This window comes from Pontibacter korlensis (assembly GCF_000973725.1).
Classification (GTDB): domain Bacteria; phylum Bacteroidota; class Bacteroidia; order Cytophagales; family Hymenobacteraceae; genus Pontibacter; species Pontibacter korlensis.
The window spans coordinates 1,531,882-1,558,195 of sequence record NZ_CP009621.1 but is presented as its reverse complement, the minus strand read 5'-3'; the positions used below and the strand labels follow the sequence as shown (position 1 = coordinate 1,558,195).

General features: G+C 47.8%; 28 protein-coding genes. 12 read left to right on the top strand and 16 right to left on the bottom strand.

Annotated elements, in window-relative coordinates:
* Positions 1-77: 77 nt before the first annotated feature.
* From ribH to pdhA, 3 genes are all read right to left on the bottom strand, one after another.
* Positions 78-554: a 6,7-dimethyl-8-ribityllumazine synthase gene (gene ribH, locus PKOR_RS06555; protein WP_046309836.1), complete on the bottom strand. Its 477-nt coding sequence runs from the start codon at positions 552-554 to the stop codon at positions 78-80.
* A 179-nt stretch (positions 555-733) separates the two neighbouring features.
* On the bottom strand, positions 734-1,447 hold the full coding sequence (locus PKOR_RS06550) for a tetratricopeptide repeat protein (protein WP_046309834.1): 714 nt from the start codon (positions 1,445-1,447) through the stop codon (positions 734-736).
* 120 nt (positions 1,448-1,567) lie between these two features.
* The gene (pdhA, locus tag PKOR_RS06545) at positions 1,568-2,614 is read right to left on the bottom strand and encodes a pyruvate dehydrogenase (acetyl-transferring) E1 component subunit alpha (protein WP_046309832.1); all 1,047 of its coding nucleotides are present in this window, start codon (positions 2,612-2,614) and stop codon (positions 1,568-1,570) included.
* Positions 2,615-2,749: 135 nt separating this feature from the next.
* On the opposite strand from pdhA, the gene recF reads away from it, so the two are divergent.
* From recF to bla, 7 genes are all read left to right on the top strand, one after another.
* Positions 2,750-3,856: a DNA replication/repair protein RecF gene (recF, locus tag PKOR_RS06540; RefSeq protein ID WP_046309830.1), complete on the top strand. Its 1,107-nt coding sequence runs from the start codon at positions 2,750-2,752 to the stop codon at positions 3,854-3,856.
* Positions 3,857-3,886: 30 nt separating this feature from the next.
* The gene (locus tag PKOR_RS06535; protein ID WP_046309829.1) at positions 3,887-4,210 is read left to right on the top strand and encodes a DciA family protein; all 324 of its coding nucleotides are present in this window, start codon (positions 3,887-3,889) and stop codon (positions 4,208-4,210) included.
* A 222-nt stretch (positions 4,211-4,432) separates the two neighbouring features.
* A complete protein-coding gene (locus PKOR_RS06530; RefSeq protein WP_046309827.1) occupies positions 4,433-5,923 on the top strand; it encodes an SUMF1/EgtB/PvdO family nonheme iron enzyme in 1,491 nt (496 codons plus the stop codon).
* Positions 5,924-5,962: 39 nt separating this feature from the next.
* A complete protein-coding gene (locus tag PKOR_RS23400) occupies positions 5,963-7,324 on the top strand; it encodes a T9SS type A sorting domain-containing protein (protein WP_052738745.1) in 1,362 nt (453 codons plus the stop codon).
* A 51-nt stretch (positions 7,325-7,375) separates the two neighbouring features.
* On the top strand, positions 7,376-7,945 hold the full coding sequence (locus PKOR_RS06520; protein ID WP_046309826.1) for an acyl-CoA thioesterase: 570 nt from the start codon (positions 7,376-7,378) through the stop codon (positions 7,943-7,945).
* A gap of 443 nt (positions 7,946-8,388) precedes the next feature.
* Complete coding sequence (locus PKOR_RS06515) at positions 8,389-9,792, top strand: M28 family metallopeptidase (RefSeq protein ID WP_235337297.1); 1,404 nt, start codon at positions 8,389-8,391, stop codon at positions 9,790-9,792.
* Between the two features lie 12 nt (positions 9,793-9,804).
* Entirely contained in the window at positions 9,805-10,533 is a 729-nt protein-coding gene (gene bla, locus PKOR_RS06510; protein ID WP_052738744.1) for a subclass B1 metallo-beta-lactamase, read from the top strand.
* Positions 10,534-10,604: 71 nt separating this feature from the next.
* Here bla and PKOR_RS06505 read toward each other — a convergent pair whose 3' ends face one another.
* The 5 genes from PKOR_RS06505 to PKOR_RS25010 form a co-directional block, all read right to left on the bottom strand.
* Positions 10,605-10,871 carry a hypothetical protein gene (locus PKOR_RS06505; RefSeq protein WP_046309822.1) on the bottom strand — a complete coding sequence of 89 codons (267 nt, stop codon included), beginning with the start codon at positions 10,869-10,871 and terminating at the stop codon, positions 10,605-10,607.
* A gap of 134 nt (positions 10,872-11,005) precedes the next feature.
* Positions 11,006-11,731: a head GIN domain-containing protein gene (locus tag PKOR_RS06500; RefSeq protein ID WP_046309821.1), complete on the bottom strand. Its 726-nt coding sequence runs from the start codon at positions 11,729-11,731 to the stop codon at positions 11,006-11,008.
* Between the two features lie 159 nt (positions 11,732-11,890).
* Entirely contained in the window at positions 11,891-12,256 is a 366-nt protein-coding gene (locus tag PKOR_RS06495; protein WP_046309819.1) for a hypothetical protein, read from the bottom strand.
* Positions 12,257-12,258: 2 nt separating this feature from the next.
* Positions 12,259-12,459, bottom strand: a complete 201-nt coding sequence (locus PKOR_RS06490) for a zinc-ribbon domain-containing protein (protein WP_046309818.1) — start codon at positions 12,457-12,459, stop codon at positions 12,259-12,261.
* A gap of 38 nt (positions 12,460-12,497) precedes the next feature.
* The gene (locus PKOR_RS25010; RefSeq protein ID WP_158453749.1) at positions 12,498-12,674 is read right to left on the bottom strand and encodes a hypothetical protein; all 177 of its coding nucleotides are present in this window, start codon (positions 12,672-12,674) and stop codon (positions 12,498-12,500) included.
* Between the two features lie 258 nt (positions 12,675-12,932).
* Here PKOR_RS25010 and PKOR_RS06485 point away from each other — a divergent pair, with 258 nt between their 5' ends.
* Genes PKOR_RS06485 through PKOR_RS06475 form a run of 3 tightly spaced genes read left to right on the top strand, consistent with a single transcriptional unit; the run spans position 12,933 to position 16,699 of the window.
* A complete protein-coding gene (locus tag PKOR_RS06485) occupies positions 12,933-13,739 on the top strand; it encodes an N-formylglutamate amidohydrolase (RefSeq protein WP_046309817.1) in 807 nt (268 codons plus the stop codon).
* Between the two features lie 16 nt (positions 13,740-13,755).
* On the top strand, positions 13,756-15,603 hold the full coding sequence (locus PKOR_RS06480) for a peptidase MATCAP family protein (RefSeq protein WP_046309815.1): 1,848 nt from the start codon (positions 13,756-13,758) through the stop codon (positions 15,601-15,603).
* Between the two features lie 46 nt (positions 15,604-15,649).
* Positions 15,650-16,699 (top strand): glutathione synthetase, encoded by a 1,050-nt coding sequence (locus PKOR_RS06475; RefSeq protein WP_046309814.1) that lies wholly within the window; start codon positions 15,650-15,652, stop codon positions 16,697-16,699.
* A gap of 588 nt (positions 16,700-17,287) precedes the next feature.
* Here the strand turns inward: PKOR_RS06475 and PKOR_RS06470 are convergent.
* Positions 17,288-17,746 carry a hypothetical protein gene (locus tag PKOR_RS06470; protein ID WP_046309812.1) on the bottom strand — a complete coding sequence of 153 codons (459 nt, stop codon included), beginning with the start codon at positions 17,744-17,746 and terminating at the stop codon, positions 17,288-17,290.
* Between the two features lie 215 nt (positions 17,747-17,961).
* Between PKOR_RS06470 and PKOR_RS06465 the strand changes: the two genes are divergently transcribed.
* Positions 17,962-19,815 (top strand): ABC transporter ATP-binding protein, encoded by a 1,854-nt coding sequence (locus PKOR_RS06465; RefSeq protein ID WP_046309810.1) that lies wholly within the window; start codon positions 17,962-17,964, stop codon positions 19,813-19,815.
* Between the two features lie 18 nt (positions 19,816-19,833).
* Here the strand turns inward: PKOR_RS06465 and PKOR_RS25835 are convergent, their stop codons facing one another.
* The 6 genes from PKOR_RS25835 to PKOR_RS06440 form a co-directional block, all read right to left on the bottom strand.
* On the bottom strand, positions 19,834-20,109 hold the full coding sequence (locus tag PKOR_RS25835) for a DUF2490 domain-containing protein (protein WP_052738743.1): 276 nt from the start codon (positions 20,107-20,109) through the stop codon (positions 19,834-19,836).
* Positions 20,110-20,146: 37 nt separating this feature from the next.
* Entirely contained in the window at positions 20,147-20,548 is a 402-nt protein-coding gene (locus PKOR_RS25830) for a DUF2490 domain-containing protein (protein ID WP_158453748.1), read from the bottom strand.
* 147 nt (positions 20,549-20,695) lie between these two features.
* Entirely contained in the window at positions 20,696-22,474 is a 1,779-nt protein-coding gene (locus PKOR_RS06455) for an SLC13 family permease (protein WP_046309808.1), read from the bottom strand.
* 162 nt (positions 22,475-22,636) lie between these two features.
* Positions 22,637-23,062: a hypothetical protein gene (locus PKOR_RS06450; RefSeq protein ID WP_046309807.1), complete on the bottom strand. Its 426-nt coding sequence runs from the start codon at positions 23,060-23,062 to the stop codon at positions 22,637-22,639.
* A gap of 158 nt (positions 23,063-23,220) precedes the next feature.
* Positions 23,221-23,682, bottom strand: coding sequence for a fasciclin domain-containing protein (locus tag PKOR_RS06445; RefSeq protein WP_046309806.1), 462 nt, complete (start codon positions 23,680-23,682; stop codon positions 23,221-23,223).
* 97 nt (positions 23,683-23,779) lie between these two features.
* Positions 23,780-24,403, bottom strand: a complete 624-nt coding sequence (locus PKOR_RS06440) for a rhomboid family intramembrane serine protease (RefSeq protein ID WP_046309804.1) — start codon at positions 24,401-24,403, stop codon at positions 23,780-23,782.
* Between the two features lie 204 nt (positions 24,404-24,607).
* Between PKOR_RS06440 and PKOR_RS06435 the strand changes: the two genes are divergently transcribed.
* Complete coding sequence (locus PKOR_RS06435) at positions 24,608-25,279, top strand: HAD family hydrolase (protein ID WP_046309802.1); 672 nt, start codon at positions 24,608-24,610, stop codon at positions 25,277-25,279.
* Positions 25,280-25,337: 58 nt separating this feature from the next.
* On the opposite strand, the gene PKOR_RS06430 is transcribed toward PKOR_RS06435, so the two are convergent.
* Positions 25,338-26,312: a polyprenyl synthetase family protein gene (locus PKOR_RS06430; protein WP_046309801.1), complete on the bottom strand. Its 975-nt coding sequence runs from the start codon at positions 26,310-26,312 to the stop codon at positions 25,338-25,340.
* Positions 26,313-26,314: the final 2 nt, after the last annotated feature.

Below are 26,314 nucleotides of genomic sequence, written 5' to 3'. Positions count from 1 at the left end.
ATATATTGCAAAACGAATTCACCCGCCTCATTCAATAAGTGAGGCGGGCGAATTCGTTTTGTGAAGTCTTATACTTATCAAAAACTAAGCATACCTATGGCTGCTGCAGCGGCTTCTACGCCTTTATTGCCATGCTTGCCTCCTGCTCTGTCTAATGCCTGTTCCAGGTTATTGGTAGTTACCAACCCGAAAGAAACTGGCTTGTTAAACTTCAGCGATACGATCGTTAAGCCATTGGCCACAGCATGGTTGATATAGTCATCATGCTTTGTATCCCCTTTTATCACCACTCCAATACAGATCACTGCATCTATTTCCTCCTGCATGGCCAAGAACTGCGCTCCTAGCGTTAGTTCAAAGCTTCCTGGCACTGTGTTGACAAAGATGTTTTCCTTCTGCGCTCCATGCTTTAGCAGTGTATCTATGGCCCCCTGGCACAATACACTGGTAATATCATCGTGCCACTCAGCTACTACGATACCAAAGGTCTTATCTGATATGTCTGTAAATTTATCCTGGCTATACTCGCTCAGGTTTTTTAATGATGTAGCCATTTATTGATTTGCTTTTCGTTATTCCTTGATCGCGATTTTATACTTGCTTCTGTTACGGCTTACCTAATGCTTTTACTACTGTACGCCAGCGGCTTTGATTAGAACAGATCTTAACAAAAAAGCGCTTCTGCCAAGGGGCAAAAGCGCTTTTTATACTTTAGGCACAAGCCTGCTTATACTTAGTTGTTGCCACCTGCCAACAGTTCGGCACGGGCTTTATACTTCTTGGCATCTGTTACCTCCGAAGAAGCTACATATTCCTTGATGATCTGGTCATACACTTCAGCAGCTGCGCTGTAGTTGTTACCTGCTTCATAAGCAATACCCGCTTTCATCAGGTACTGCGGAGAGAAGAAAGGATTTGCATTATGGTTAGCTGCCTTCTTATACATGTCAGCGGCTTCCTTATGCTTACCCTGCTCTAACAGCGCATCGCCTGTCAGGCTATATGCACGAGCTTGTAACAGATAATCATCAGACTTGAAGTTCTCCAGACGCTCTACAGCCTCTGCATACTGGCCCTGCTTTAACAGCGCAACACCAGCATAGAAGTTTGCCAGGTTACCGGCATCTGTACTGCTATACTCATCAGCTATCTCCAACAGACTAGCATTCTGACCGTCACCGTTTAAGGCTTTGCTCAGAGAATCTGCCTCGAAATAGTAAACAGCCTGGAACATAGCGTTCTGAGCTTCTACATTCTGCGTGCTGCGGTAGTTGTAGTACAGAAAACCACCAACAATAACAGCAGCGATGGCGATGAATATTCCCAGCAACTTTGATTTGTTTTTCTTCACAAAGTCCTCTGACTGCGACAGGCGGTCTGCCAATGCATCAGGGTTCTCAACCAGCTCCTCAAACTCGCTGTGGTTCTTAACTGTTTCTTTTGCCATCAGTGTGTTAATGTATTATAACCTCAAAAGTATGAATTAAAAGTAATTAGAATCAATACTTCTAGATCCCGAACAACAAATTTATAACTTTTAATTCCTGTTATCTTGAATAAATGAGACTTAGTCCATTATGAATGGATAGTCCTTCTCAATGTAGATGTCTGTGTAAAGCTCTTCTGGTTCTGGATAAGGAGAGTTTTCAGCAAACTCTACAGACTCAGCTACCTGCTGCTTTATTTTGTCATCAATCTGGTCCAGCTCTTCCTCAGTAGCCCATCCGTTCTGCAGGATAGTTGCTTTTACAGACTCAATAGTGTCGCGGCCTTTGTAATCTTCCAGCTCCTCTTTAGTTCTGTACTTAGCAGGGTCAGACATAGAGTGACCTTTGTAGCGGTAAGTTCTGAACTCCAACAAGGTTGGGCCTTCACCAGCACGTGCACGCTCTGCAGCTCTTGCCACTGCCTCGTGTACCTTCTCTACCTCCATTGCGTCAACCGGCTCAGAAGGGATGTCGTAGCTTTCGCCCAGTTTGTAAAGTTCTGTTACGTTAGAGGTACGCTGTACAGAAGTACCCATTGCATAACCGTTGTTCTCGATCACGAAGATCACAGGCAGCTTCCAGGTCATGGCCATGTTCAGGGCCTCGTGGAAAGCACCCTGGCGAACAGCACCGTCACCCATGTAAGTGATACACACGTTACCAGTGTTGTTATACTTCTCAGCAAAGGCAATACCTGCGCCCATTGGCACCTGAGCACCCACAATACCGTGGCCACCCATAAAGCCTACTTCCTTATCGAAGATGTGCATAGAACCACCTTTGCCCTTAGAGCAACCAGTAGCCTTTGCAAACAACTCTGCCATAATAGCATTAGGGCTAGTACCTAGCGCCAGTGGGTGTGCGTGGTCGCGGTAAGCAGTAATCCACTTGTCACCTTTCTGCAGGGCACTTGCAGCACCAGCAGCACATGCTTCCTGACCAATGTATAGGTGGCAGAAACCTTTGATTTTTTGCTGGCCATATAGTTGGCCCGCCTTCTCTTCAAAGCGGCGCATGAGCTTCATCGACTCATACCACCACATGTATGTTTCCTTTGAAAACTTTGGCTCAGCCTGTACCTTTGCTTTCGCCGACTTCGCTTTTGCCTTATCTTTCGTATCAGCCATGAGTAATAGTCTATGTGCGTTTTAAGATGTCCGTTTATACTTTTGCGGCCTTTAAGAGCCTAAAACTGCGGCAAATATAAGCCACAAACGGTATATCATGCGAAATTAAGGAAAAAGATATCAATTAGAAATTAAATGCTCCTCGAAAATCTCAGTTTGCTGTTTTTCAAGAACTATGAAGAAGCTACGCTCAGCTTTTCGGAGCATATCAACTGTTTTATAGGCGATAACGGCAGCGGAAAGACAAACCTGCTCGACGCGATTCACTACCTCTCCATGACTAAAAGCGCCTTTCCCGGCACTGATGCACAGAGTATAAAACAGGATGAGGATTTCTTTATGGTGAAAGGACGCTTTGATATTTCTGATGATAAGCACACCGTGCAGGTGAGCCTGAAGCAGGGACAGAAAAAGACGGTGACGCACAACAAGGCAGTATATGAGAAAATCAGCGACCACATCGGCCGTTTTCCGGTGGTACTTATCTCGCCTTACGACACCGACCTCATCCGCGAGGGTAGCGAGGAGCGCCGCAAGTACTTCGACAGCCTTATGTCGCAGTACGACCATGTGTACCTGGAGCAGCTTATACAGTACAACTATATCCTGAAGCAACGCAACTCCCTGCTTAAGCAGTTTGCCGAGCGCAATTACTACGACCGCGATTACCTGCAGATACTGAACGAACAGCTGATACCTTTGGGCGAGGAGCTGGCACAAACACGGCAGCGTTTTCTGGTGGACTTCGTGCCGATCTTCCAGAAGCACTACCACCACATCTCCGACAGCCACGAGGAGGTAACGCTTACCTACAAAAGCCAGCTGGCCGGCGACGACTTTGCCTATAAACTACAGCAGGCCGAACGCAAGGACCTGGCCCTGCAACGCACTACTGTGGGTCCGCATAAAGATGACTTCGTGTTCCTGATGGATGGAAACCCGGTAAAGAACTTCGGCTCTCAGGGGCAGCAGAAAAGTTACGTAATTGCCCTGAAGCTGTCGCACTTTGAGGTAATGGACCAACGCCAGCACCACAAGCCCCTGCTCCTGCTCGATGACATTTTCGACCGCCTAGACGAGAAGCGCATCACCAAGCTCATGCAAATGGTGGCCGCCCATACTTTTGGCCAAATCTTCTTAACAGACACCCACTTGGAGCGCACCGACAAAATACTCGAAGGCCTCTCGGAAAGTATCCGTAGATTTGACGTGAAGGAGGGGCAGGTGAAGGTGATTCAATAGCCCAACAATTAACATTTTTATTCATTTCAGGTGCGCTACTACAAGAAGAAAGAGGAGATTGATAAACGTAAGGCAGATATCCAACCGATTGGGGAGAGCCTGAAGGCACTGATGCAGGCTTATCGCTTAGATGGCAAGCTTAGCGAGGTACAGCTAGTGCAGAATTGGGAGAAAATTATGGGCAAACCCATTGCCCTGAAAACGCAGCAACTATACTTTAAAGACGGAAAGCTGTTCGTGCGCCTTACCTCTGCCCCGCTCAAGCACGAGCTTAACATGTCTAAGAGCAAGGTTATTGAGATACTGAACACCGAGGCTGGCAGCAATGTGGTGAAGGATATCGTATTTCTATAAGCTAAATACCACCCGCTCATCACAGTTGCACCCTATCTGTGTTTAAACTTCCGTACTCATCTGTATTTGACAAAATCTTATTTTTTTAAATTTAACTTAAAGTATTATTTATTTAAATAATCATACTAAAAAAGCAATCAAAAGCAAGTTGCATACCTAAAGTACTATATATATAACATCGGTAATATATATTTGGCATTATCAAACAAGCCATAAAGATTAATGCGCTCCCTCTTAATACTAATTGTTTACTTTTTACTTGGCTGTGCCACAGCCTATGCTAATAATATCAGTGTAAGCAATGTAGTCCTTCAGAACCAAAACACCACCGAGAAAACGACAGTTGTAAATTTTGATCTCCGTTGGGATAACTCCTGGCGTTTGTCAGTAGGCCAACAGAACTGGGATGCTGCCTGGGTTTTTGTAAAGTACCAACCAAGTGGAAGCCAGCAATGGTATCATGCCAAACTCAAACCTACCGGACACACTGCACCTACTGGAGCTAAGATAGATGCACCAGCCGACGGCATGGGTGCTTTTGTATATCGTTCTGCAGCTGGTTCAGGCACCTTTTCTCTAACAGATATAGGGCTAAAGTGGGATTATGCAGCTAATGGTTTAACGGATGGTGCACTGGTTACTGTTAAAGTCTTTGCCATAGAAATGGTCTATGTGCCTCAAGGGGCATTTTATGCAGGGGATTTCAATACATCAAGAGGCTCTTTTAAAAAAGGATCAGCATCAAATGACACCCGCCCGTGGGATATCAGTAGCGAGAACACCATTTTAGTTACCAATACAATTTCAAACGGATACTATTATACTCAAGGCTCCAGTTATCAGGGACTTGGAACCGGATCCACCTTTACTATTCCTTCCACTTTTCCCAAAGGCTATAATGCGTTCTACTGCATGAAGTATGAGATCTCTGAAGGACAATGGGTAGACTTCTTCAATACCCTTACTACACCACAGAAGAACACATTAGACCTGACAAGCGGAACTGGTAAAGGCCGTAACACAGAATATTTTCGTAACACTATCAGCTGGACTGGAGGCGATGCCACAACAGAAACTCCAAATCGTGCATGCGGTTATCTTAATTGGATGGATGCAGCTGCCTATGCTGACTGGGCTGGGCTTAGGCCTATGACAGAGCTTGAGTTTGAGAAAGCAACTCGTGGTAGTATGAATGCCATAGGTGGTGAATACGCCTGGGGCAATGGAGATGATATTACAGCTGTATCCTCACTGTTAAACGATGGCTTGGCAAATGAGGGTAGCAATACTTCCAATGCCAACGCAAATTTTGGAAACGCCAGCGTTCTTGGGCCTGTTAGGGTAGGCATGTTTGCTACTGCATCTTCCGACCGTGTGCAGGCAGGTGCCTCGTACTGGGGCATCATGGAGCTGAGTGGTAATGTATGGGAGCGAGTTGTTAGTGTAGGCTTTTCCGCCACGCATGACTTTGCAGGTACCCACGGTGACGGGGAGCTGAGCGGCAATGGCTATGCAAATGTAGCAGATTGGCCTGGTGCTACCGGAGCAACAAATGAGGTAAAGGGCGCTGCAGGAGCAGGCTTTCGCGGTGGCTCGTGGTATTCAGCCTCCTCAGCTGTAGACTTACGAGCTTCTGATAGAGTTTGGGCAGCATATAATTCAACAGCTCGTCGTAACGATTTTGGCTTTCGAGCTATTCGCACTGCACCATAACCTCCTCCACAAATCCTCTCCCTAACTTAATTAACCCTGGTGAGCTACCTCCCCCGGACACTGCTGGTGCTTATACTCTGCTGGGCAATCGCTGTCACAGCCCTAGCACAGCAGTATCCCTTTGCAGGCGGAGAGGCAGGCGGATATTCTGCCACCTCTACAGCTGCTCCAGTAACTTTCTCAGGTAAAGTTTCTTCGATAAAAATATTCAGTGGCGGAGCCGGAGATGGCACAGCAAGAGCAGAGACCGACAACCTGCAGTTGTCAGGAGAGCCTCAAGTACTATCCTTATACTTTGGTGGAATTACGGATGGCTGGAGCGAGGCGACCACAGCACCCAAGCAAACCCTTAGCGGCCAAACTGCAAAGCTAACTTTGTTTTATGGTGGCGAATCTGACGGAGCAGCCATATACTTCTCCGAAGTACAAACTCTTAGCGGAATGGTTCCAGACCTTACCTTATACAAAGGAGGCCCCACTGACGGATGGGCCACAGCACAACTTTCAGAGGAACTCGCTCTTGATGGTAGCCTGCACACTCCTACCCTTTTTCAGGGTGGGAACAAAGACGGCTGGGCAGCTGCTGAGGTACAGAATCAGACTTTGAATGGCGAATTTCAAAACCTGATCATGTTTAACGGAGGCAGTGAAGATGGATTCGCGACAACCCTTATGTCGGAAAGAGGCTTGGATGGCCTTACATACACCCCTACTTTGTACTTTGGCGGGGGTGCGGATGGCTGGGCCATGTATACTTCTGAAAGCCAGTCTTTGGGAGGTAGCGAAGAGCAGCTTGTGCTCTTTAGAGGGGGTATAGGCAACGGATATGATGTAGCCATGGCTCTACCACCACAGGAGCCTTTACCAGTGGAGTTATTCTATTTTAAAGCATTTAGAAGGTCTGACAACCAGGTAGAGCTACGCTGGATAACCGCATCAGAGTACGACAACGCAGGATTTGAAATTTGGCGCCAGGACTCGGGTGGTAACTGGTACAAGGTCGGATACAGGCAAGGCATAGGCACATCCTACGTCTCAAATCATTACAATTACCTAGATGCAAATTATCGAAAGTCTATCACCTACTATAGGCTTAAGCAGTTGGACCACGATGGCACGGCTACTTTTTCTAAAGTAGTTGCCGTACCTGGGGCTATAGCCAGGCAGCGATCCAGCGCCTGGCCCATACCTGTTAAAGATTACTTGACTGTGCAGGCCGCTATTCCTGATACACCAGCTTTGCTTACTCTTTACTCTACCAATGCACGCTTGCTAATGAGCAAAACTTTTGAGGACCAAACCCGAATAGACCTGCGCCACCTACCTAATGGTTTATACCTGTTATATGTATTGCAAGATGGAGAAACACCAGCCATTATCAAGGTAGTCGTGGAGAAGTAACAGGTGAACGAATCTTAACACAGCCATTCTGCCGTATATTTCAATAAACCTATGCTAAGCAAAATGTCCGACACCCAAAACTTCCGCCCTGTCTCCTACTCCCGCACCACACTTACTGAGCTCATGATCCCGAGTTATGCCAACTTCGGCGGGAAAATACATGGTGGTATACTTCTTTCTTTGATGGACAAAGTAGCCTATGCCTGTGCCGCCAAGCATGCTGGTAACTACTGCGTTACCGTTTCGGTAGAGGGAGTAAACTTTCTGCAGCCCGTAGAGGTAGGCGAGCTGGTGTCGCTGAAGGCATCCGTGAACTACGTGGGCAACACTTCTCTGATGGTTGGCATTAGGGTGATAGCCGAAAACGTGAAAACCGGCAATGTTAAACACACCAACACCTCCTACTTCACCATGGTGGCCAAAGACGATGAAGATAAATCTGCCCAGGTACCCGGCCTCATACTTGAAACCCGTGAGGACGGCCGCCGCTTTCTGGAAGCCATCAGACGCCGCGAACTCTCACGCCGCTACCAGACAGAACTCGACAACACCAAAACCATAATCCAGGTAGAGAAAGAACTACACCTACTGGAGGCACAGCGCTGTCAAATTACGTTTTAGCAACGTACGCAGCTACAGAGTATAAGCTCTGTAATTAGAGCTGTTCAGAAGAACATACCCCTAACCCCTCCGGGGAGGGGAACCTGTTTGGGAACAATAAACATCCCCCTTCCCTTCAAAGGGGGAGTTAGCAAAGGCAGTAGCTATCAAACTTGATCTCAGTCCTTGGGTTGAGCGCCTTGTGCATGTTGCGGTGCCGCGGATGCTGCAGCCCGCAGCGGAGCGAGGAGCAGCTTCAGGCACACAGCGCGATACCCAAGGACGAGCCCTCGCGGGCTTGAGCGCTCCGAAACAAGCAGAATGTAAAGCTGTAGATGAGCAGTGGCTAGAAAGAAAAGCTTATAGAAAGCAGTAACTATAGAAGCATAGTAACGCGCAAACAGAATCGCTCTAACACACCAAAACTCCCATTTCTCCCATATCCTTTGTATCTTGTAACACTGATGATACAATTAACCTTACAAATGACCACTAAATCTACCCTTAAACCACTCCTGGCACTTCTGTTGTTAGGTGGTTCACCCTTGCTCAGCCCAACAGAAAGTATAGCCCAGGAAGTCGTTCGCCAGGATGACGATATCAAGAAGATGATAAACCAGATATCAGCTGAGAATCTGGAGCAGCTGGTGCGCAAAATGGTTAGCTTCGGTACACGCCATACCCTTAGTACCACTACAAGCAAAAAAGAAGGCATCGGCGCAGCCCGCGAGTGGGTAAAGTCGGAGTTTGAAAAGTATGCAAAAGCCTCTGGCGGACGCATGACCGTGGAAATGGATAAGTTTGTAGTAAAAGCCGATGGCCGCCGTGTGCCGCAGGATACGGAGATGGCTAACGTAATGGCTATTCTCAAAGGCACGGATCCGAACAACGACCGCGTGATCATTGTGGGCGGCCACCTCGACTCCAGAGCCACTGACGTGATGGATGCCAAAAGCAAAGCTCCAGGCGCTAACGACGATGCTTCTGGTGTAGCCATGGTGATGGAAATGGCTCGTATCATGGCCTCTCAGAAGTTTCCGGCAACGCTTGTTTTCGTGGCCTTCCAAGGAGAAGAGCAGGGCCTTTACGGTTCTACGCACTTAGCCGAGCGTGCTAAGAAAGAAGGCTGGAACCTGGTTGCCATGCAGAACAATGATATTGTAGGCAATTCTTTCTCAGCAGAGAGCGGCCTGCACGATAACACCAAAGTGCGCATCTTCAGCGAAGGTACACCAGTAAACGAGACCGAGGAGCAAGCACGTCTCCGCAGAACACTCGGCACTGAAAACGATAGCCCAAGCCGCAACCTTGCCCGCTACATGGAGTTGGTAGGCGAGAAATACGTGGATCAAATGGATGTAGTGCTGGTACATCGCGCGGACCGTTTCCTGCGTGGTGGCGATCACACGCCGTTTAACCGCCAGGGCTTTGCAGCGGTGCGCATGAGCGAGATGAACGAAGATTTCGACCACCAGCACCAGGATGTGCGCAAGGAGAACGGCAAGCAGTACGGCGACCTTCCAGAGTACATGGACTTTGAATACCTGCGCAAGAACACTGCTGTTAACCTGGCAAGTATGGCTAGTTTGGGTTGGGCTCCTGCCGCTCCTGAGCAAGTGGGTGTACTTACCTCTAACCTTACCAACAAAACTGACCTGCAGTGGCAGGCTCCAACAAAGGGCGCGAAACCTGCGGGTTATTACGTACTGATGCGCGAAACCAACAGCTCTAACTGGGAGAAGCGCTTCTATGTAACCGATACTAAAGTAACGCTGCCATATTCTAAGGACAACTATTTCTTTGCGGTGCAGTCTGCCAGTGCAGAAGGACATGCCAGCTTGCCTGTATTGCCTGTACCAGTGCGTTAAGCATTATTCAACATGAAGCCATTGCCGCATTTTATACTTTGCCTGCTGCTCCTGATGCCTGCTTATACTTTGAAAGCGCAGGGACAGCAACTGGAGGTAACGAAGATATCTTCTAAAGTATGGATTCATACATCGTACAAGACTTACCACGGCACTGTAGTACCGTCACACGGATTGATAGTTTCTACGAAGGAGGGTGCGGTGTTGATAGATACCGGTTGGGGTAAAGAGCCAACAGAAGAGCTGCTGACATGGATAAAAACTAACCTGAAACAGCCTGTAAAAGTATGCGTGCCGACACATTGGCACGACGACAAGCTGGGTGGCATGGAAGCTGTGCAACGGCAGGGCGTTCCGGTAGTAACGTCGGAGCTTACAGCCATACTAGCCGCTGAGAATAGCAAGGGCACACCGGATGTCACCTTCGCTACGGATACAACTTTTGCAATTGGTGGGCAGCAGCTTGAGGTATACTTCCCAGGTGGCGGCCATACTGCCGATAACGTGGTGGTATACTTGCCGCAGCAAAAGATCCTGTTCGGAGGGTGCTTGGTAAAGGATCTGCAGGCAAAAAACTTGGGTAACACCGCTGATGCTGATCTTAAGAGCTGGCCACTTGCTATCCAGAGGCTGCAGCAGCGCTACCCGAAGGCAAAGGTGGTCGTGCCAAGCCATGGCCCCTGGGGCGATCAGTCCTTGCTTAGCCACACGCTAAGCTTACTGCAAAATCAGAAGCAATAATATGCTGAATTATAAAAGAAAGGCCGGGGCAAAACAGCCCCGGCCTTTCTTTTATACTCATGTGGTTGTACCTAATCCCTGTTCACCAGCTTATTAAAGTTGCCGTTAGGGTCGTGCAACAGGGCCAGTTTGTTGTTGTCAAACTCCTTGAAGAACTCGTCCCAGCTGATTTCTTCAAAGCTGTCGTTATCATCGCTCTTCTTAGGGAAGTGAATGCGCAGCACGCCTTCTCCACTGCCATCATTCTCGGTACCTTTGATTACGCTGGGTACACCACCATGCTTCTCTGCCCACTCCTGTATCTCTTTATGGTTTGTTGTTTTCTTAGAATCACTCATAGCTTTACTGTTTTTATTAGGTTTATTTTCCGCAGTTTAGCTATACGGGTAGCCGCTCTTAAAGGATTGAACACTAAAAAAGCAGCCCCGAGGCGAGGCTGCTTTTCACTACAGGTTAGGTTGTATTCTTTACTTTATAATCTGGATACCCGGGCTGCCGAAGAAACGTCCGACGTAATGCTAGGGCTACCCTTGTAGTACACTGAGGATGCTCCGGAAGCGTTTATATTCAGCGACTCTTTAGCAAACACTTTCACATTGCTGGCTCCGCTTGCCTGCACCTTTACCTGGCGGGCCTCCAGTTCCGAGGCATCTACTTTAGAAGCTCCTGACATATCCATGTTCACTTCATTAGCCTTGCCAATCAACTCTACCTTACTTGCTCCACTCAACTCAGCATCAAGCTGCTTTGTATCAAGAGCCAGCTTCACGTTTGAGGCACCACTCAGGTCCATTTTCAGTGCAGAAGACTTGAAGGTTGAGTTGCCTGTTACTTTTACACCGCCGCTAATGTTAATGCTTTCCAGCGCCTTCAGGGTAACATAGGCCTTCATGCCCTTATTGGTGCTCACACCCTTATCATTGTAAATACGCAATACCCCGTTGCGCACTTCTGTTTTGATATTGTCGAGGAGGTTTTCCTCAGCCTCCAGCCGCACTCCCTCGTTGCTGCCTTGGGTTAACTCTACTGTAAAACCACCGCTCACTTCAATGCCACTGATGCCAGATACTTCCCTGTTTTGGGTAGCGATTTTCTTGTTACCCTGCAGGCTCTGCGCCATGGCTGCATTTATATTTAGCAGTAGAAAGGCAAAGGCTAATAAGCCAAAAGTTGCTGTGCGTAGTTTCGTGATTTTCATAGTATAGCTTTTTGGTTGGTGAATCAAAATCTAACTGTTCTTTAACTAATCTATGCTAAAGATGCAGGTTTATTCTAAAGGTTGCCTGAAACCATAAAAAAGTTTTGGGATAAACGATTTCTTCAAAATCCACAGCCTGTACAGCTTCAACTAATGCTACTAAACTCTCTCCTCCTTTAGGGGCTTATTCATCCAAACCTGAAAGATTACTGCTCCTGCCGCATATGCCAGCACATCCCAAGGATCGGCGGTATACCTGGAGTGTAGCAGGGGCAACAATCCCTCAAACGCTACACTAAACAGCAGCAGGGCCAGTAAGGTAAAGCGCAAAGGCAGGATAAAGTATGGGTTTTGGAAGTATAGCCGCTCAGCAGCCAGAGCAATAGTAAGCGTTAGCGGGAGAGACAACAGGTCTCCAAGATGAGTGTGCAACGGCCAAATATAAATACCAAGCAGTTCCAGCAACTGATTGCCTATGGCAAGTATAAAAAAAAGCAGGAAGAGAGGCTGTCGCAAAGTAGCCATAGCTATAGCGCTACCAAGCCTATGGCTAGCATGATGCTGCCCAATATGAGCAGGAATATCTCGGTTGCGGTAAGGTCTTTAAACCACTGTGGTTTAGGGTTCGCCAGCAGTTGGCCACAGCCGGGGCATTGCTTCGTTCTAAGTAGCACTTCGGCTCCACAATTAGGGCATGTTTTTGTAGCTGGGGTTTCTGGGCTTGCCATGCTACAAAGGTACGTATACGGAAGGTAAAAAGCTGCGCTTACTCCAAAGCAGGTTTAACAAGCACACCCAGCACCAGCCCGGCCGCATATAACAGCACTAATGGCAGTAGTTGCTGCAGGGTTATGGTAGCAGAGTCATGCCGCAGGCAGTACATCAGCAGGCCCACCAGAAATACACCGCAAGTAAATAGGATCGATTTGTATAGTTTGTCCATAGGCAAATCATGTATTATAAAATACCTATACTTTATTATGTACTAGCAAGTTACATATTACACATCCTTATGCACAAGCGATGTTGGCACATACTTCTGCTCCTGTTAGAAAATACATAGACACCTCTTTCTTAAGCCAGATGTAGAGCAGCCACAACCTCGAAAGTACCATTCCGAAAAACCTCCTCAGTCCGGCAAGTCGTCTATAAAAAACCTTCAGCAGCCCGAAAGGGTAAAACTGTACTCAACAAAATAGCTATGACACAAACCAAAGTAGATACTGTATACTATACCATTACCCGTGGGGACAGTCCTTTAGTAGCCACTGCCATTCACAACGGGCACGAAGTGCGCCATAACCTTAGGAGCCTCTATAACCTGACACCGGATGAGCGACTGCGCGAAGAGGATCCTTTTACTGCCGAGTGGGTAAGCTTTACCGATAATCAGATTGTAGACCATTACTCCCGCTTCGAATTCGATTTGAACCGCCCTCCGGAGAAAGCCATTTATCGAAAACCCGAGGATGCCTGGGGTTTAAGAGTATGGAAAGAGGAACTGCCTGAAGAACTCGCGCAGGAATCTATGTCGCGCTACGATAAGTTTTATGAGGATGTGAAGCTAATGCTGACAAAGCTAATCGAGGAGCATGGATGTGTAGTGATTTACGATCTGCATACCTACAACCACCGTCGCGAAGGCCCTAATGGACCGGCCGCCGACCCGCAGGAAAACCCGGAGGTAAACATTGGCACCGGCAACATGAACCGCCAGAAATGGGCACCTGTCGTGGATACACTCATGCACAGCCTAAGCAACTACAACTACCGCGGCCGCAGACTTGACGTGCGTGAGAATGTAAAGTTTAACGGTGGCCACTTTATGCGCTGGATCCACGACACCTTTGGCAGCAAAGTATGCGTGATGAGCATCGAGTTTAAGAAGTTCTTTATGGATGAATGGACGGGGGAACCAGACCAGGCACAGGTGCAGGAGATACGACAGGCCCTACAGCAAAGCACAAAACCTGTTTTTCAGGCGCTTACGCAAGTATGCCAAGTCTAAGACTCTGAAATTAAGAATGATTGAAAGTATAACCGTCAACTTCATAAAGAAAGCTGTTCGTAGCCTGCAGCGGGGCAAACAAGTACACCGGCGCTTGCCACAGGGCGGGCTGCTGTACATCGACAGACCCCTGCCCTTTCTGGTGCTTTTTCGCCATCCTGCAGGCCAACCAGACCACCCTACTGCCGATTTCTTAAAGGCTAATGCTGCTTACATTATCTCCCACCACGAGCGTACCGAGGAGCTAAGGCCATTAGTGCAAAGCATAGCCATGTCTATGGCAGACAAATTTGGGGCATTCATGATCATAGAGTTGATGGCTGCCGATGCTGACGCCGCAGATACCCCGCTTTTTAAAATACTTGGTCCGGAAGAACAGCTGCCTACTACCACTAAAACCATTGTACAGGAGTTAAAAGATATAAAGCTGAACGGTGCCTCTGCCTCAGTAACAACCGAGAGCAACCAGCCTCTACTACAGGAGCCACAGTGCTTGATGTCTGAAGAGGAGCTTAAAAAGCACAGTATTTTGGTGCTGGGGCTGCAGTTAAAGCCTGTTTACAAAAACACTTCCACAGGTAAAGTTTATCCGCTGCTGCAGCGCAACCTCCGCGAGAAGGTCGCCAACGCCATCAAAAAAACTGTTTTCGACTTTGTGAGTGTGCAGACTTCGCACCATCCGATCCACTTCCAGGCACTGGGAAGACAGGCGGTAAACCGGGTAGTGTGGCGCATCGATAAGCAACTGACCAGTATTAGCAATCAGTTCAGGTTCCTGTTGCTCGTTACGCCGGTAAATAACAGAGAGGCATGGGAAGAATTTAAAAAAGCAAAGTTCAGCAAGGCTCCAACTTTCCATTACCGCCTGATGCCCGTCGATGCCGACCAGCTCAAGCGCAAACTCTACAATATCTCTATAGAGAAGGTGGATGACCCTACCCTGGGTTACTTGTTCCGCGACAAGCGCCATGAGCTAGACAAGATGTTGACTATGCTCTCTTACCGCAACACACCGGATTTCCTGTACAGCAGCATGCAACTCTACGGCACTGTAAGCGACCAGCTCTTGAAAGTGGCAGAGGGAATATTAGCTGCCGTTCCTGAGCCAACCCGCAATGCAGAGCCAGACATTATACCCGTACCCGAGTTTGTGGCGCAGGCAGAGCAGGAAATTGCCTTCCTGCGGGAGCAGTACCCAGCCCTGGATTCTGGCGTAGACGTGCGTGAAGATGTGGTAGGGCTGATCGTATCAAAAGGCAGGTTGAACGTAGGCACCGATGCCAGAATTCCCCGCCACCGTGCCGAAGCCTTGATACAACACGAGGTAGGCACACATATATTGACCTACTATAACGGCAAAGCACAGCCGCTACAGCAGCTTTATGTGGGCAGCCCTGGTTATGAGGAGCTCCAGGAAGGTCTTGCTGTGCTAAGTGAGTGGCTGGTAGGCGGGCTGGACCAGGACCGCATGCGCACTCTGGCTGCCCGCGTAGTGGCCGTATACCACCTGACCAAAGGCTGCAGCTTTACAGATAATTTTTGGCGGCTTAAAGAGGAGTACCGCTTTGATGACGAAACGGCCTGGAATATAACCATGCGTGTGCACCGCGGTGGTGGCCTGACTAAAGATGCGGTATACCTGCGTGGCCTGGTACACCTCCTGGACTACCTGAAGCAAGGCCACGAACTGGAGCCGCTGCTCATCGGCAAGATCAGGCAGGATTATATACCAATTGTACAGGAACTGATATACCGCAACGTGTTACGCCCTATGCCTATTAAGCCGCGCTATCTCCTAGACGAGCGCCTGAAGCCTAAGCTGGAACAACTAAAAGGCGGCATTTCAGTATTTAACTTACTGTAACCTTCCAACCACATCATCCACATTAAAGTTATAAAGCACCTAATTGATGACTATAGGATTTGTAGTAAACGACATCACTACTGAGAAAGCAACTTACACCACTATATTTCTGGCACAGCGCATGCACAACAAGGGCCACACCGTATACCTAATGGGTGTTGGCGACCTGGCTTATTACCCTGATGGCTACATGGGGGCCGAAGCTGTGCAGGCCGACCCTAAGCATAAGTATAAATCGCTCACTACCTACCTGGAGGCCATACAGAGCGAGAAGGCTAACAAAGTGCGCGTGACAGCTCCTGAGCTTGATGTACTCATGCTCCGCAACGACCCTTCTTCTGAGCCTGAGGGACGTGGCTGGGCACAGAACGCTGGTATTATTTTCGGCCAATTAGCCCTTCGCCATGGCGTAATTGTGCTAAACGACCCTACCAAGCTCTCGGATGCTGTCAATAAAATGTATTTCCAGCACTTCCCGGAGGCTGTACGTCCGCGCACGCTCATCACCCGCGATAAGGATGAGATAAAAGAGTTCTTTAACGAACAAAAGAATAACATTATCCTTAAGCCACTTCAAGGTTCAGGTGGTTCAGGTGTGTTCATGGTAAAGAAGAACGATGCCACTAACCTAAACCAGATTGTGGAAGCGATCAGTCGCGACGGCTACGTTATTGCGCAGGAGTACCTGTCAGAGGCTAGCGCGGGAGATGTACGCTTGATCGTGATGAACGGGGAGGCGCTGCAGCACAAAGGGAAATACTGCGCCATCCATCGCGTAAACAGCAAAGACGACATCCGCAGTAACCTGCATGCAGGCGGCTCAACACAGCAAGCAAAGGTAACACCAACCATGCTGGACCTGGTGGAGCTTGTGCGCCCTAAGCTGATACAGGATGGAATGTTTCTGGTTGGGCTGGATATTGTAGGCAGCAAACTGATGGAGATAAATGTGTTCAGCCCGGGAGGACTCTACGATGCCAGCGAAATGGAGGGGGTAGATTTTTCGGAACCGATTATTGCCGCACTAGAGCGTAAGGTTCATTACAAAAAGACCTACGATGTTCAGATAAATAACAAAACAGTGTCAATGATCTAACAAACCACACCTAATCATACTCTAAAAGCAGGGCTCTACCCTGCTTTTTCCTTGCCCGCACCTTAGATTATAGGTCAAAAGCCCTACATTATCAGCGTTTAAACACCAAACCTGATCCTCCGGCTCCATTCCGGTAATTTTTATAGCTAAAATTTAAGGCGCTATTAAAATCTAAAACATTGATAGCCAAAAAGTTAATCAATAAAAAATGGAGAAATAGAAAAAAGTGAAAAATCTTTTGAGGTTTTTCTTTCGGAATAGAAAGCAAAAAAGTAATTTTGCACCCGAATTGAGGGAGACACTATATCGGAAGGCTAATATACTTAACAGTTTTTTTACTTACAAGCCTTTGGTGCGTTTTTTGAATATTTTTTCATCAGCTCGCCCTCAATTTTAGCAGATTTTAAGCTTGTAGCAGATCTGCTTTTTAGAAAGAAGTAAAGTTTACTAAAAATAAGGTTAGATAAAGTTTAGATTAGTTTAGTTTGTTTTAAGGTGAGAGAAAGCCCCGTCATTAAATGGCGGGGCTTTTCTCATTTATAAAGTTCAGCTTGGCCAGAGGTCTGCATCAACAATAAAAAGCGGTAACTATACTTTGTTCATCACCAGCAGCCAGCCTGCCATCACAGCCAAAGGAATAAGTGCTAAAAATAGCTTCAGCACAAAACTGGGAGTAGGTGTGCCTAAGCGCCAGGACCCTCTGCTGAAAGTATAGCGGGCACTAACTACAAGTGAGAATAGTGCCAGTATAGCCAGCACCACATGCACAATCTGTAGGACCTGTGGTGGGTTGTTCGCAACATCCCAAATGCGCAAACCAATGCGTACCAGCCAGGGCACCAGTGCCAAGGAACACAGCAAGGCTAACAATGATCCTGTCTTAGTACGAAACAGCGTTATCCATGAGGCCAGGCCAAACAATGCCATTCCTGCCAGTAAAGCCACATTAGAATAGAGATTATGAGGCACTTGCACATACCCCCTGAAGAAAAGTATAACGGTTGCCGTAGCAACGCCAGTTAAAAAATATAGCAGATAACGCGTCATATTAAGGTATCATACTATAAAAGACCTATTTCGGATACTCCTTCCCAGTGCTTTACCTTTTCTAACTCTCTAAAGAAGCTTTAGAGAGTTAGAAAAGGTAAAGCACTTAATGCACCACAACATCCTCTACCTTGCATCATACTGTTTCCAAAATCTTAAACAAAACCCTTGGCCGCCTGTATAGCTATAAGGCCTATGGCAAGTGTAAATAGAGTATGAGCAAAGCGAAAAAAGGAACAAGAGACACAGCAACCCAACAAAAGGAGAAGAAAAGCCTACGTGAGCAGGTAGGTGCGCTAAAGAACCTACCCAAATTTTTCAGGCTCATCTGGGAGACAAGTCCAGCCTTAACCATCACAAACCTGCTGCTGCGTTTAGTTAAGTCTTCTTTGCCGCTAGCCATGCTGTATGTGGGCAAACTGATTATCGACGAGGTAATCCGGTTGATTGATGTGACAGGAGAGAAAAGCCTGACCTACCTCTGGACGCTAGTGGCGCTGGAGCTGGGCTTAGCAGTGTTGTCTGATTTGATTAACCGGGGCATTACGTTGGTGGATAGCCTGCTAGGCGATCTGTTCTCTAACCGCACCTCCGTCACCCTGATAGAACACGCTGCTAAACTGGACCTGGCCCAGTTCGAAGACGCCACATTTTACGACAAGCTGGAGCGAGCGCGGCGGCAGACTGTAACAAGGGTAGTACTTATGTCGCAGGTGTTGTCGCAGCTGCAGGATATCGTGACAATTGGCTTCTTGGCCGTAGGCTTGATTGCCTTCAACCCATGGTTGATACTTATACTTCTGGTGGCTGTTATACCTTCGTTTCTGGGCGAAACGCACTTTAACGAGCGCAGCTACTCCCTCTCCCGCTCCTGGACGCCCGAGCGCCGCGAACTGGACTACCTGCGCTACATTGGCGCCTCCTACGAAACAGCTAAGGAGATAAAGACATTTAACCTTTCCGGCTTTCTGGCAGGTCGTTTTAAGGAGCTATCTGATAAATACTACCTGCTCAACAAGAGCATCACTATGAAGCGTGCTTTCTGGGGAAGTGCCCTCTCTGCTCTGGGAACGCTGGCCTATTACGGCGCTTATATTTTTATACTTTTCGAGACAGTGGCCGGAGTAATTACAGTAGGTAGCCTTACTTTTCTGGCAGGATCGTTCAGCAGCATGCGCAGCCTGCTGCAGGGTATTATGACGCGTTTTTCACAAATTGCCGAGAGTGCTTTATACTTACAGGACCTGTTCGATTTTCTGGAGTTGCAGCCACAGATTACGCCACCTGCCAACCCGCTGTCCATACCACGCCCCATACAACAAGGCTTCACCTTCGAGAATGTTGGGTTTAAGTATCATAATTCTGAAAGATGGGCTGTACGGCACTTGTCTTTCCATTTAAGAGCCGGTGAGAAATTGGCTCTGGTGGGCGAGAACGGTGCAGGTAAAACTACGCTGGTAAAGCTTTTGGCAAGGCTTTATGAGCCCACCGAAGGACGTATACTCTTAGATGGAGTAGACCTGCGTGAATATGACCTGAACGACCTACGCCACCAGGTAGGCATAATTTTTCAGGACTACGTGCGCTTCCAGATGACAGCCTCTGACAATATTGCCATTGGCCAGATCAATAATATTTCGGACAGGGAACGCATACAGGGATCAGCACAAAAAAGCCTTGCCGATTTGGTTATCCAGCGCCTGCCCGACAAGTATGAGCAGGTATTGGGTAAACGTTTCAACAAAGGTGTAGAGCTATCGGGTGGAGAGTGGCAAAAAGTAGCCTTGGCACGTGCCTACATGCGCGATGCACAGCTGCTGATACTGGATGAGCCTACTTCCGCCCTTGATGCCCGCACTGAGCATGAGGTGTTCCTGCGCTTCTCTGAGCTGATAGAGGGCCGTACCGCTGTGCTTATATCCCATCGCTTCTCCACTGTTCGCATGGCTGACAGAATCCTGTTCCTGGAGCAAGGTCAGCTGAAAGAACTCGGGTCGCACGAGGAGCTGCTGGCGCAGAATGGCAAGTATGCGGAGCTGTTTCTGCTGCAGGCAAGGGGCTACTTGTAAATCTTCGAAACAACTGCTTTATTCTGCCGGATCTGCCTCTTTCCTCTTCAAGTTGATTTTATGGGTTATGACTACACGTACGATGTCTCTGCTGTAGAATTGGTTTCCGGAGGCGCGCTGCTGAAACCACTTCAGGTAGCCTGCCTCCAGTATTATACTCTTATGCACCGGGTAGTTTAGCCCCACGTAAATCCTATTCTGGTCAAACCGATTGTTCGTTATCCTTTTGCCAGCGTTGAATATAATCTCGTCACTAGCTCTGATTTTTAGCGGCTGCTGCCTTACCTGAAGCAAAGGATACTCCAGTCCTATTCTGTATCTGAACCTGAAGTTAGCATTGTAACCATCCGGCCAACACTCCGTTTGCTGTGTTCCTGAAAAACCGTCGTTCAGCCCTATAGCGGTGCGTCACCGTAAGCTTGTTTATACCTTGCCTGTAGTCCAGCTGTACATGTGGCCGTAGCTCTGGCACCACTAATGTTTCTGATGACCTTGGATCTTGCGTATTCTGGAGGAAGTATGCAAAGCCAGCGGAGACATCCCAGTTACTCCCCAAACTATAGCGCAGCTGGCTCCTCACGAGAAACTGATGCTGTTTATCCGGATTCAGAAACCTCCTTTCCTCTACCTCTGAGTTTACCGACCATCTTTTGCTTAGCTCAAGCGTGTTGTGATACCCCAACCATACCAATTGCTGGTGTGCCACCTGCTTATCCGTGCTTTGAGCTTGCAAAGCTGCTGCTGCCAATAACCAGAAACATAAAGCCAAAACCATAGGTGTACCCTTACTTACCAGCACCTTTTGCTTTGAAAATCCTCATGAGAAACAGGAGTTGTAATTACCTACAATGTAGCAACAATCCACGTGGAACGTCTTCTGCTACAGCGGAAAGAAAAACGGAATAATAAGAGATGCCAAAATCCAGAAGAGCAAGTTTAGGGGCGTACCTACTTTAAGGTAATCTGAGAAGCGGTAGTTGCCAGGACCGTAGATCATGGTATTGGTTTGGTAGCCCATAGGAGTCATAAAACTGAGAGAAGCCGCATAGGCTACAGCCATCAGAAACGGGCGTTCGCTCACGCCCAGCTCCTGTGCTGTAACAATAGCAATGGGTGCCAACAAAGCCGCCGTGGCGTTGTTAGACATAAAGTTGGTCGTCATGAAGGTAGTAAAGAAGAACACCGACAGCAGCGCATGAGGCCCATACTGCCCTACCCCGATTATAAGATAATCGGCAAGTAACTTGGCTGCTCCTGTCTTTTCCAGCGCAGCACCCATCGATAGCACCCCTCCCAGCATAAAAATCACCTTCCAGTCAATGGCATCATATGCTTCATCTAATCGGATGCACTTAAATATGACCATTGCTACCACTCCAACCATAGCGCTGAGCACAATAGGAACCAACCCAGTAGCTGCTGCCAGTACCACACCTATGCTTATCAGCATTACAGGCACTATTTTACCATACTTGAACTCACTCCGGACGGTCTGAGAAATGATAAGGATATCGTCGTTTTGGCGCAGCTTCTCTGCTTGGTCGCTGTTGGCGGTGATCAGCAGCACATCTCCTGCCGACAGCTTTACGTGGGCCAGCTTCTCATGCACAATCTCATCGCGGTGGCGAATTGCCAGTACAGAGGCGCCATAATTATACGCCCGAAAGTTCAGCTCTTTCAGAGATTTACCCTCCATGTAGGAGTTTGGGGTAACAATGGCCTCATAAAGCATGCTATCATACATACCCACGTCCTCATCCCGAAACTTTCGCTCCGACTTTAACTTTACTCCCTGGTCCTGTTTTAACTTTTTCAGTTTCTCAACACCAATCAGCACCTTTAACACATCGTTGGCCCGAAGTATAAGCGAGGGGAACACCTGCAGCCTCTCCTTATCGCGGGTCACCTGCATCACTTCAATATCCAGGTCCCGCACTAGATTTGATTGCTGCAACGGCACCCCTACCGATGGGGACCCCGGCAATAACACGATTTCTGTGATGTAGTTTCCAAGCCCAAACTCCTCCGAAAGGTTTTCTGCAAGCTTTCGGTCGGGCAAAAGGTAGCGCCCTATGAAGAACATGTAAAGTATACCTGCCACTAAAAACCATATCCCGGCCGGCAGGAACTCAAACATCTGAAGCGGCTCCAGCCCCTGAGCTTCTGCAATACCGCTTACCAAGATATTAGTAGAAGTGCCTATAAGTGTACATACGCCCCCCATTAAAGAGCCAAAGCTTAGCGGAATAAGCAGCTTAGACGGGCTTACGCGAATATCTTTACTTACCTGTATAACAACAGGCATAAGTAGCGCCACAACAGCTGTATCGTTGATGAAGGCAGAGAGGGAGCCGGCAATTAGCATTAGCAGAAGCAGGCACAGCAAATAACTCTTTCTGCCTATACGCGTGAGGCATAAGCCAACATTGCTTAGTGCGCCCGACTTAAAGATTGCCGAGCTTATGATGAACATGGAGGCAACAGTAATGGTGGCTGGATTGCTAAAACCGGCAAAGCCCTCAGCCGGTGTAAGGATACCCGTCGCCATAAAAAGCACCATTGTCAGGATAGCAACCGTATCAATGGAGAGGCGCTCGGTTACAAAAAGTATAACCGCCAGCAGAATGATTCCTAGCACAATTCCGATCTCAACGGTCATATACAATGGTGCTGCAGATAGATTAACCTGCGCCAGTATCCATCAAAAACATGGGATAGCCACAGACAAGAGAGTTTTTTGGGTACTATAACTCAAATCGAGGGCATACGGTTACAGCATGCAAGCTGTTTACACGCCTGATAAAGTGGCTTTTACAGAATGTTATTCGTTTAACCAAGCCTCCGCTTCGGCATAGGATGTAAAGTGCCTTGAGGAAAAACGGCTCTGGCTGAAGGTGTCTTCTAACTGTAGGGTAGCAATCCTGTCGGCAGGATCTACACAGGCCGCTTTTTTCATGCCAGCTTCCCTGAGTAGCGTTTGTGCTTCTACATGTAGGCTCATAACTGCTTGAGGATGCGTTATCATGGTGCGGGTATCCAGGAGCAGTGTAAAATCAGGCTTTACCAACAGCAGCGCCCTTTTCAGGTCAGGGAGGTATTCGGGTACAGCGTTTTTATTTTTCCAAAACCCATGAATGCTTAGATACAGTCTGTTTTGGTGAGGCGCGTACAGTATCTTATAGCACTGGTTTTGGGCAACCAGTGTTCCAGTTTGTTCTTGAGTAGTATCTTTTTCAGTGCTGTACATAGGTGCTACTCCTTACTTACGAAGGAACAGCACCTTTTTACTTATACTTTTAAAAGTAAAAACTGAAATATGTCTATATAAAGCTTTTGTTTCCTTACAGTACGCCTATCGGCAATTGTATTTTTCTAGATAAGGCAAGCACCTACTTAATCTAAATGTTACCCTTCCAACAAGCTGGCAAGCTCATGCACAACTCCGTTCTTAACCTGTAGGTTGGCTCGCTGTATGGCAATGCCATTCACCAAAGTCTTTCCACTCTTTCTGTAAATAGTAAGGCTAGTACCACAAATGGAGGTTATGGTTTCTCCGTCTTTCAGATCCTTCTCCTGATGCGCTCCCTTAAGAATGTGATTAGAGAGAATAGCCTTCAGACGCTCGGGGGACTCGGTTGCTATACTTTGCAAAGCAGCCTCTGGCGGAGCTAACAGCGTTACAGGCGTATCTACAGATAGAATAGGAGCAAAACCAGCTTTTGTAAGTAATCCCGCCAGCACAGGACGCTCCTTTATAACATACTCCATCATAGAGGCATTCTCCTGCGCTTGCCCTGCCTGCCAACACAGCAGAAACAGTGCAATCAGGAGCAACTTTGTGTGGGTGTACTTATGCAGCAGCCTCATGTATATAGAGTGTTTACTGCTACTTTATACGTAGTTCACCCTATAAAAGCTGAGGACTTAGCGTGTTTACCTAATGATAAGAGTACAATCCTGCGAATCAGAACATACGCCAGTTAGCTATCTGGTTGAAGAAGTTAGGCAGTGCGCTAGGCACTAACAACAAGCTCAGCAAAAAGCCATACAAGGCACCATACAAGTGGGCATCGTGGTTTATGTTATCTCCCATACGCTTGCCCGAGAAATACGAGTACATCATGTACAGGATACCGAAGATGAAGCCCGGTAAACACAGAAAGGCAAAGAGACAGATATCCAGTGTAGGAAAGAAAAGTATGCTGGCAAAAACAATGCTTGCTACCCCACCTGAGGCACCCAATGCCCGGTACGGAGGATCATTGCGGTGCTTGAAATAAGTAGGGATATCTGATACGATAATGCCACCTAAGTACACGAGCAGGTATAAAAGTATGCCAGTAATAGGTCCGTAAGCAGATGTAAACACATACTCCACCACATCGCCAAAGAAGAACAGCGTGAACATGTTAAACAACAGGTGTGTGAAGTCAGCGTGCAGGAAACCAGATGTAAGAAAGCGATACCAGGAGTTGTCGCGCTGTACGGCGTATGGCTGAAAGATCCACTTATGCATCAGGTCCTGGTTTTGCCAGGCGTACAGCGAAATGCCAACTGTAATAATGATTAATATAACGGTAACGCTCATGCTCTGTTTTTGAAAGAGTAACGAAATGATTATGAACAAAGATAAAAGACAAAGTCGTATGCCCTCACTAAATGTTCACGGTTTATGCTCGTTTATACTTTACCGCCTCCGCTACGCGGCCCTTGCAAGTTTTAAAAAGGTATTCCTACAGATTTTGCATATCTTCCCTCCAACACATATTTATTTGATCGACAGCAACACCCCATGGAAAAATTCGTGATCTTCGATATGGACGGCGTGCTAGTGGACAGTGAGCCTATCCACATAGAGCTGGAGAAGCTTCTGTTCAGCCAGTTAAACATACAGGTGCCTACCACCCTGCACCACAGCTTTGTGGGCATGGCCCCCAAACGAGTATGGGAAACCTTGATACGGGAGTTTGACCTCCCACATACGGTAGAAGAGCTTTTCCGGCTTGAAAAGGAGGTAAAACATAGGGAACTACAGGCCCGCCAAATCCAGTGCATCCCGGCAGTGGACGAGCTGCTGGCCACTTTAAAGGAAAACGGTTACAAACTCTCTGTGGCTTCCTCCTCTCCCCACAACATCATTGACCTGATCCTGGAGAAACTGGAGTTCAGGCATTACTTTGATTTTGTTGTAAGCAGTGAGGACGTGCGCGATGGGAAACCAGCTCCGGATATATTTCTGGAGGTGGCACAACGTTACCAAATACCAGCGGCTAACTTTATCGTGATAGAAGACAGCAGCAACGGCGTTAAGGGCGCCAAAGCCGCTGGCATGAAGTGTATCGGCTACAAATCGGCTAACTCTGGGAACCAGGACCTTTCCCTGGCCGACCTAGTTACGGAAGACTTCAGCCAGCTGCGCCTGGAAGACATTGAAGAGCTGCGCACCGGCACTCTCTTATTTTAAGGAAGGCTGTGGTTTGGCCGCAAAACACAGCCTTCCTTAACAAAGTTTTTTTTAATTGTTAACTATCACGCTCCATAAGCTGCAGGGCAAGGCCACGGATAGTGCTCTTACGCTCCTTTGGCAGCTGGATGGCATCTAAGTGATGTATAGCTTTCTGGAAGTACAGGTCGATTTGCTGCTCTGTTTGGTGGCGGATGTTAAGCTGGTCGTATACCTCTGTCACGGCCTTTACCTTGTCCTCGGCTATACTTTCATCGGTTTTATCGCGCCAGCTAATGATGGTTTGCCGCTGCTGCTCGTTTGCCTGCTCCAGCGCTGTCAGCATCAGGAAGGTTTTCTTATCCGACAGGATGTCGCCACCTACCTGCTTGCCAAACTTGTCTTTGTCGCCATACACATCCAGCAAATCATCGCGTAGCTGGAAAGCTATACCTACGTTGTCGCCAAAGGCCTTCAGGTGCTCTGCGTCGGATTTTGGCGCTCCCTGAAGTATGGCACCCAGCTCCAGACTAAAGCCCAGCAGCACGGCTGTTTTCAGCGTGATCATGTGGATGTACTCGTGGATACTTACCTGCTCACGTCGCTCAAAGTTCATGTCCAGCTGTTGTCCTTCGCATACTTCGGCTGCCGTGCGGCTGAATAACCTTAGTACCAGCGCCAGCTTATCTTGCTCCACCCCTAATAAAAGCTCATAAGCCCGCACCAGCATCACATCGCCGCTAAGTATAGCCGTGTTGGCATCCCACTTTTCGTGCACAGTTTGCTGCCCACGTCGCAGTGGGGCCTTGTCCATAATGTCGTCGTGCATGAGCGTGAAGTTGTGGAAAACCTCCACTGCCGCAGCGGGCAAAAGAGCTTTCTCCACATCCTCATCAAACATTTTTGCGCTCAGCAGCACCAGCAATGGGCGAATTCTTTTGCCGCCCAACGCCATTATATACCTAATTGGTTCGTAAAGCTCCTTTGGCTTTTCACCGTAGCGGAGCGCGGACAAAGTATGGTTTAACTTTTCGGAAAGGGTGGTGATATCCACAG

Coding starts and splice junctions, on each gene's coding strand:
- PKOR_RS06485 (WP_046309817.1), top strand. CDS start 12,933: ATGACACAAACCAAAGTAGATACTGTATACTATACCATTACCCGTGGG.
- PKOR_RS06435 (WP_046309802.1), top strand. CDS start 24,608: ATGGAAAAATTCGTGATCTTCGATATGGACGGCGTGCTAGTGGACAGT.
- PKOR_RS06500 (WP_046309821.1), bottom strand. CDS start 11,731: ATGAAAATCACGAAACTACGCACAGCAACTTTTGGCTTATTAGCCTTT.
- PKOR_RS06455 (WP_046309808.1), bottom strand. CDS start 22,474: ATGACCGTTGAGATCGGAATTGTGCTAGGAATCATTCTGCTGGCGGTT.
- PKOR_RS06515 (WP_235337297.1), top strand. CDS start 8,389: ATGATACAATTAACCTTACAAATGACCACTAAATCTACCCTTAAACCA.
- PKOR_RS06450 (WP_046309807.1), bottom strand. CDS start 23,062: ATGTACAGCACTGAAAAAGATACTACTCAAGAACAAACTGGAACACTG.
- PKOR_RS06470 (WP_046309812.1), bottom strand. CDS start 17,746: ATGACGCGTTATCTGCTATATTTTTTAACTGGCGTTGCTACGGCAACC.
- recF (WP_046309830.1), top strand. CDS start 2,750: ATGCTCCTCGAAAATCTCAGTTTGCTGTTTTTCAAGAACTATGAAGAA.
- ribH (WP_046309836.1), bottom strand. CDS start 554: ATGGCTACATCATTAAAAAACCTGAGCGAGTATAGCCAGGATAAATTT.
- PKOR_RS06550 (WP_046309834.1), bottom strand. CDS start 1,447: ATGGCAAAAGAAACAGTTAAGAACCACAGCGAGTTTGAGGAGCTGGTT.
- PKOR_RS06445 (WP_046309806.1), bottom strand. CDS start 23,682: ATGAGGCTGCTGCATAAGTACACCCACACAAAGTTGCTCCTGATTGCA.
- PKOR_RS06440 (WP_046309804.1), bottom strand. CDS start 24,403: ATGAGCGTTACCGTTATATTAATCATTATTACAGTTGGCATTTCGCTG.
- PKOR_RS06495 (WP_046309819.1), bottom strand. CDS start 12,256: ATGGCTACTTTGCGACAGCCTCTCTTCCTGCTTTTTTTTATACTTGCC.
- bla (WP_052738744.1), top strand. CDS start 9,805: ATGAAGCCATTGCCGCATTTTATACTTTGCCTGCTGCTCCTGATGCCT.
- pdhA (WP_046309832.1), bottom strand. CDS start 2,614: ATGGCTGATACGAAAGATAAGGCAAAAGCGAAGTCGGCGAAAGCAAAG.
- PKOR_RS06480 (WP_046309815.1), top strand. CDS start 13,756: ATGATTGAAAGTATAACCGTCAACTTCATAAAGAAAGCTGTTCGTAGC.
- PKOR_RS06505 (WP_046309822.1), bottom strand. CDS start 10,871: ATGAGTGATTCTAAGAAAACAACAAACCATAAAGAGATACAGGAGTGG.
- PKOR_RS06490 (WP_046309818.1), bottom strand. CDS start 12,459: ATGGCAAGCCCAGAAACCCCAGCTACAAAAACATGCCCTAATTGTGGA.
- PKOR_RS06530 (WP_046309827.1), top strand. CDS start 4,433: ATGCGCTCCCTCTTAATACTAATTGTTTACTTTTTACTTGGCTGTGCC.
- PKOR_RS06465 (WP_046309810.1), top strand. CDS start 17,962: ATGAGCAAAGCGAAAAAAGGAACAAGAGACACAGCAACCCAACAAAAG.
- PKOR_RS06475 (WP_046309814.1), top strand. CDS start 15,650: ATGACTATAGGATTTGTAGTAAACGACATCACTACTGAGAAAGCAACT.
- PKOR_RS25010 (WP_158453749.1), bottom strand. CDS start 12,674: ATGGACAAACTATACAAATCGATCCTATTTACTTGCGGTGTATTTCTG.
- PKOR_RS06520 (WP_046309826.1), top strand. CDS start 7,376: ATGCTAAGCAAAATGTCCGACACCCAAAACTTCCGCCCTGTCTCCTAC.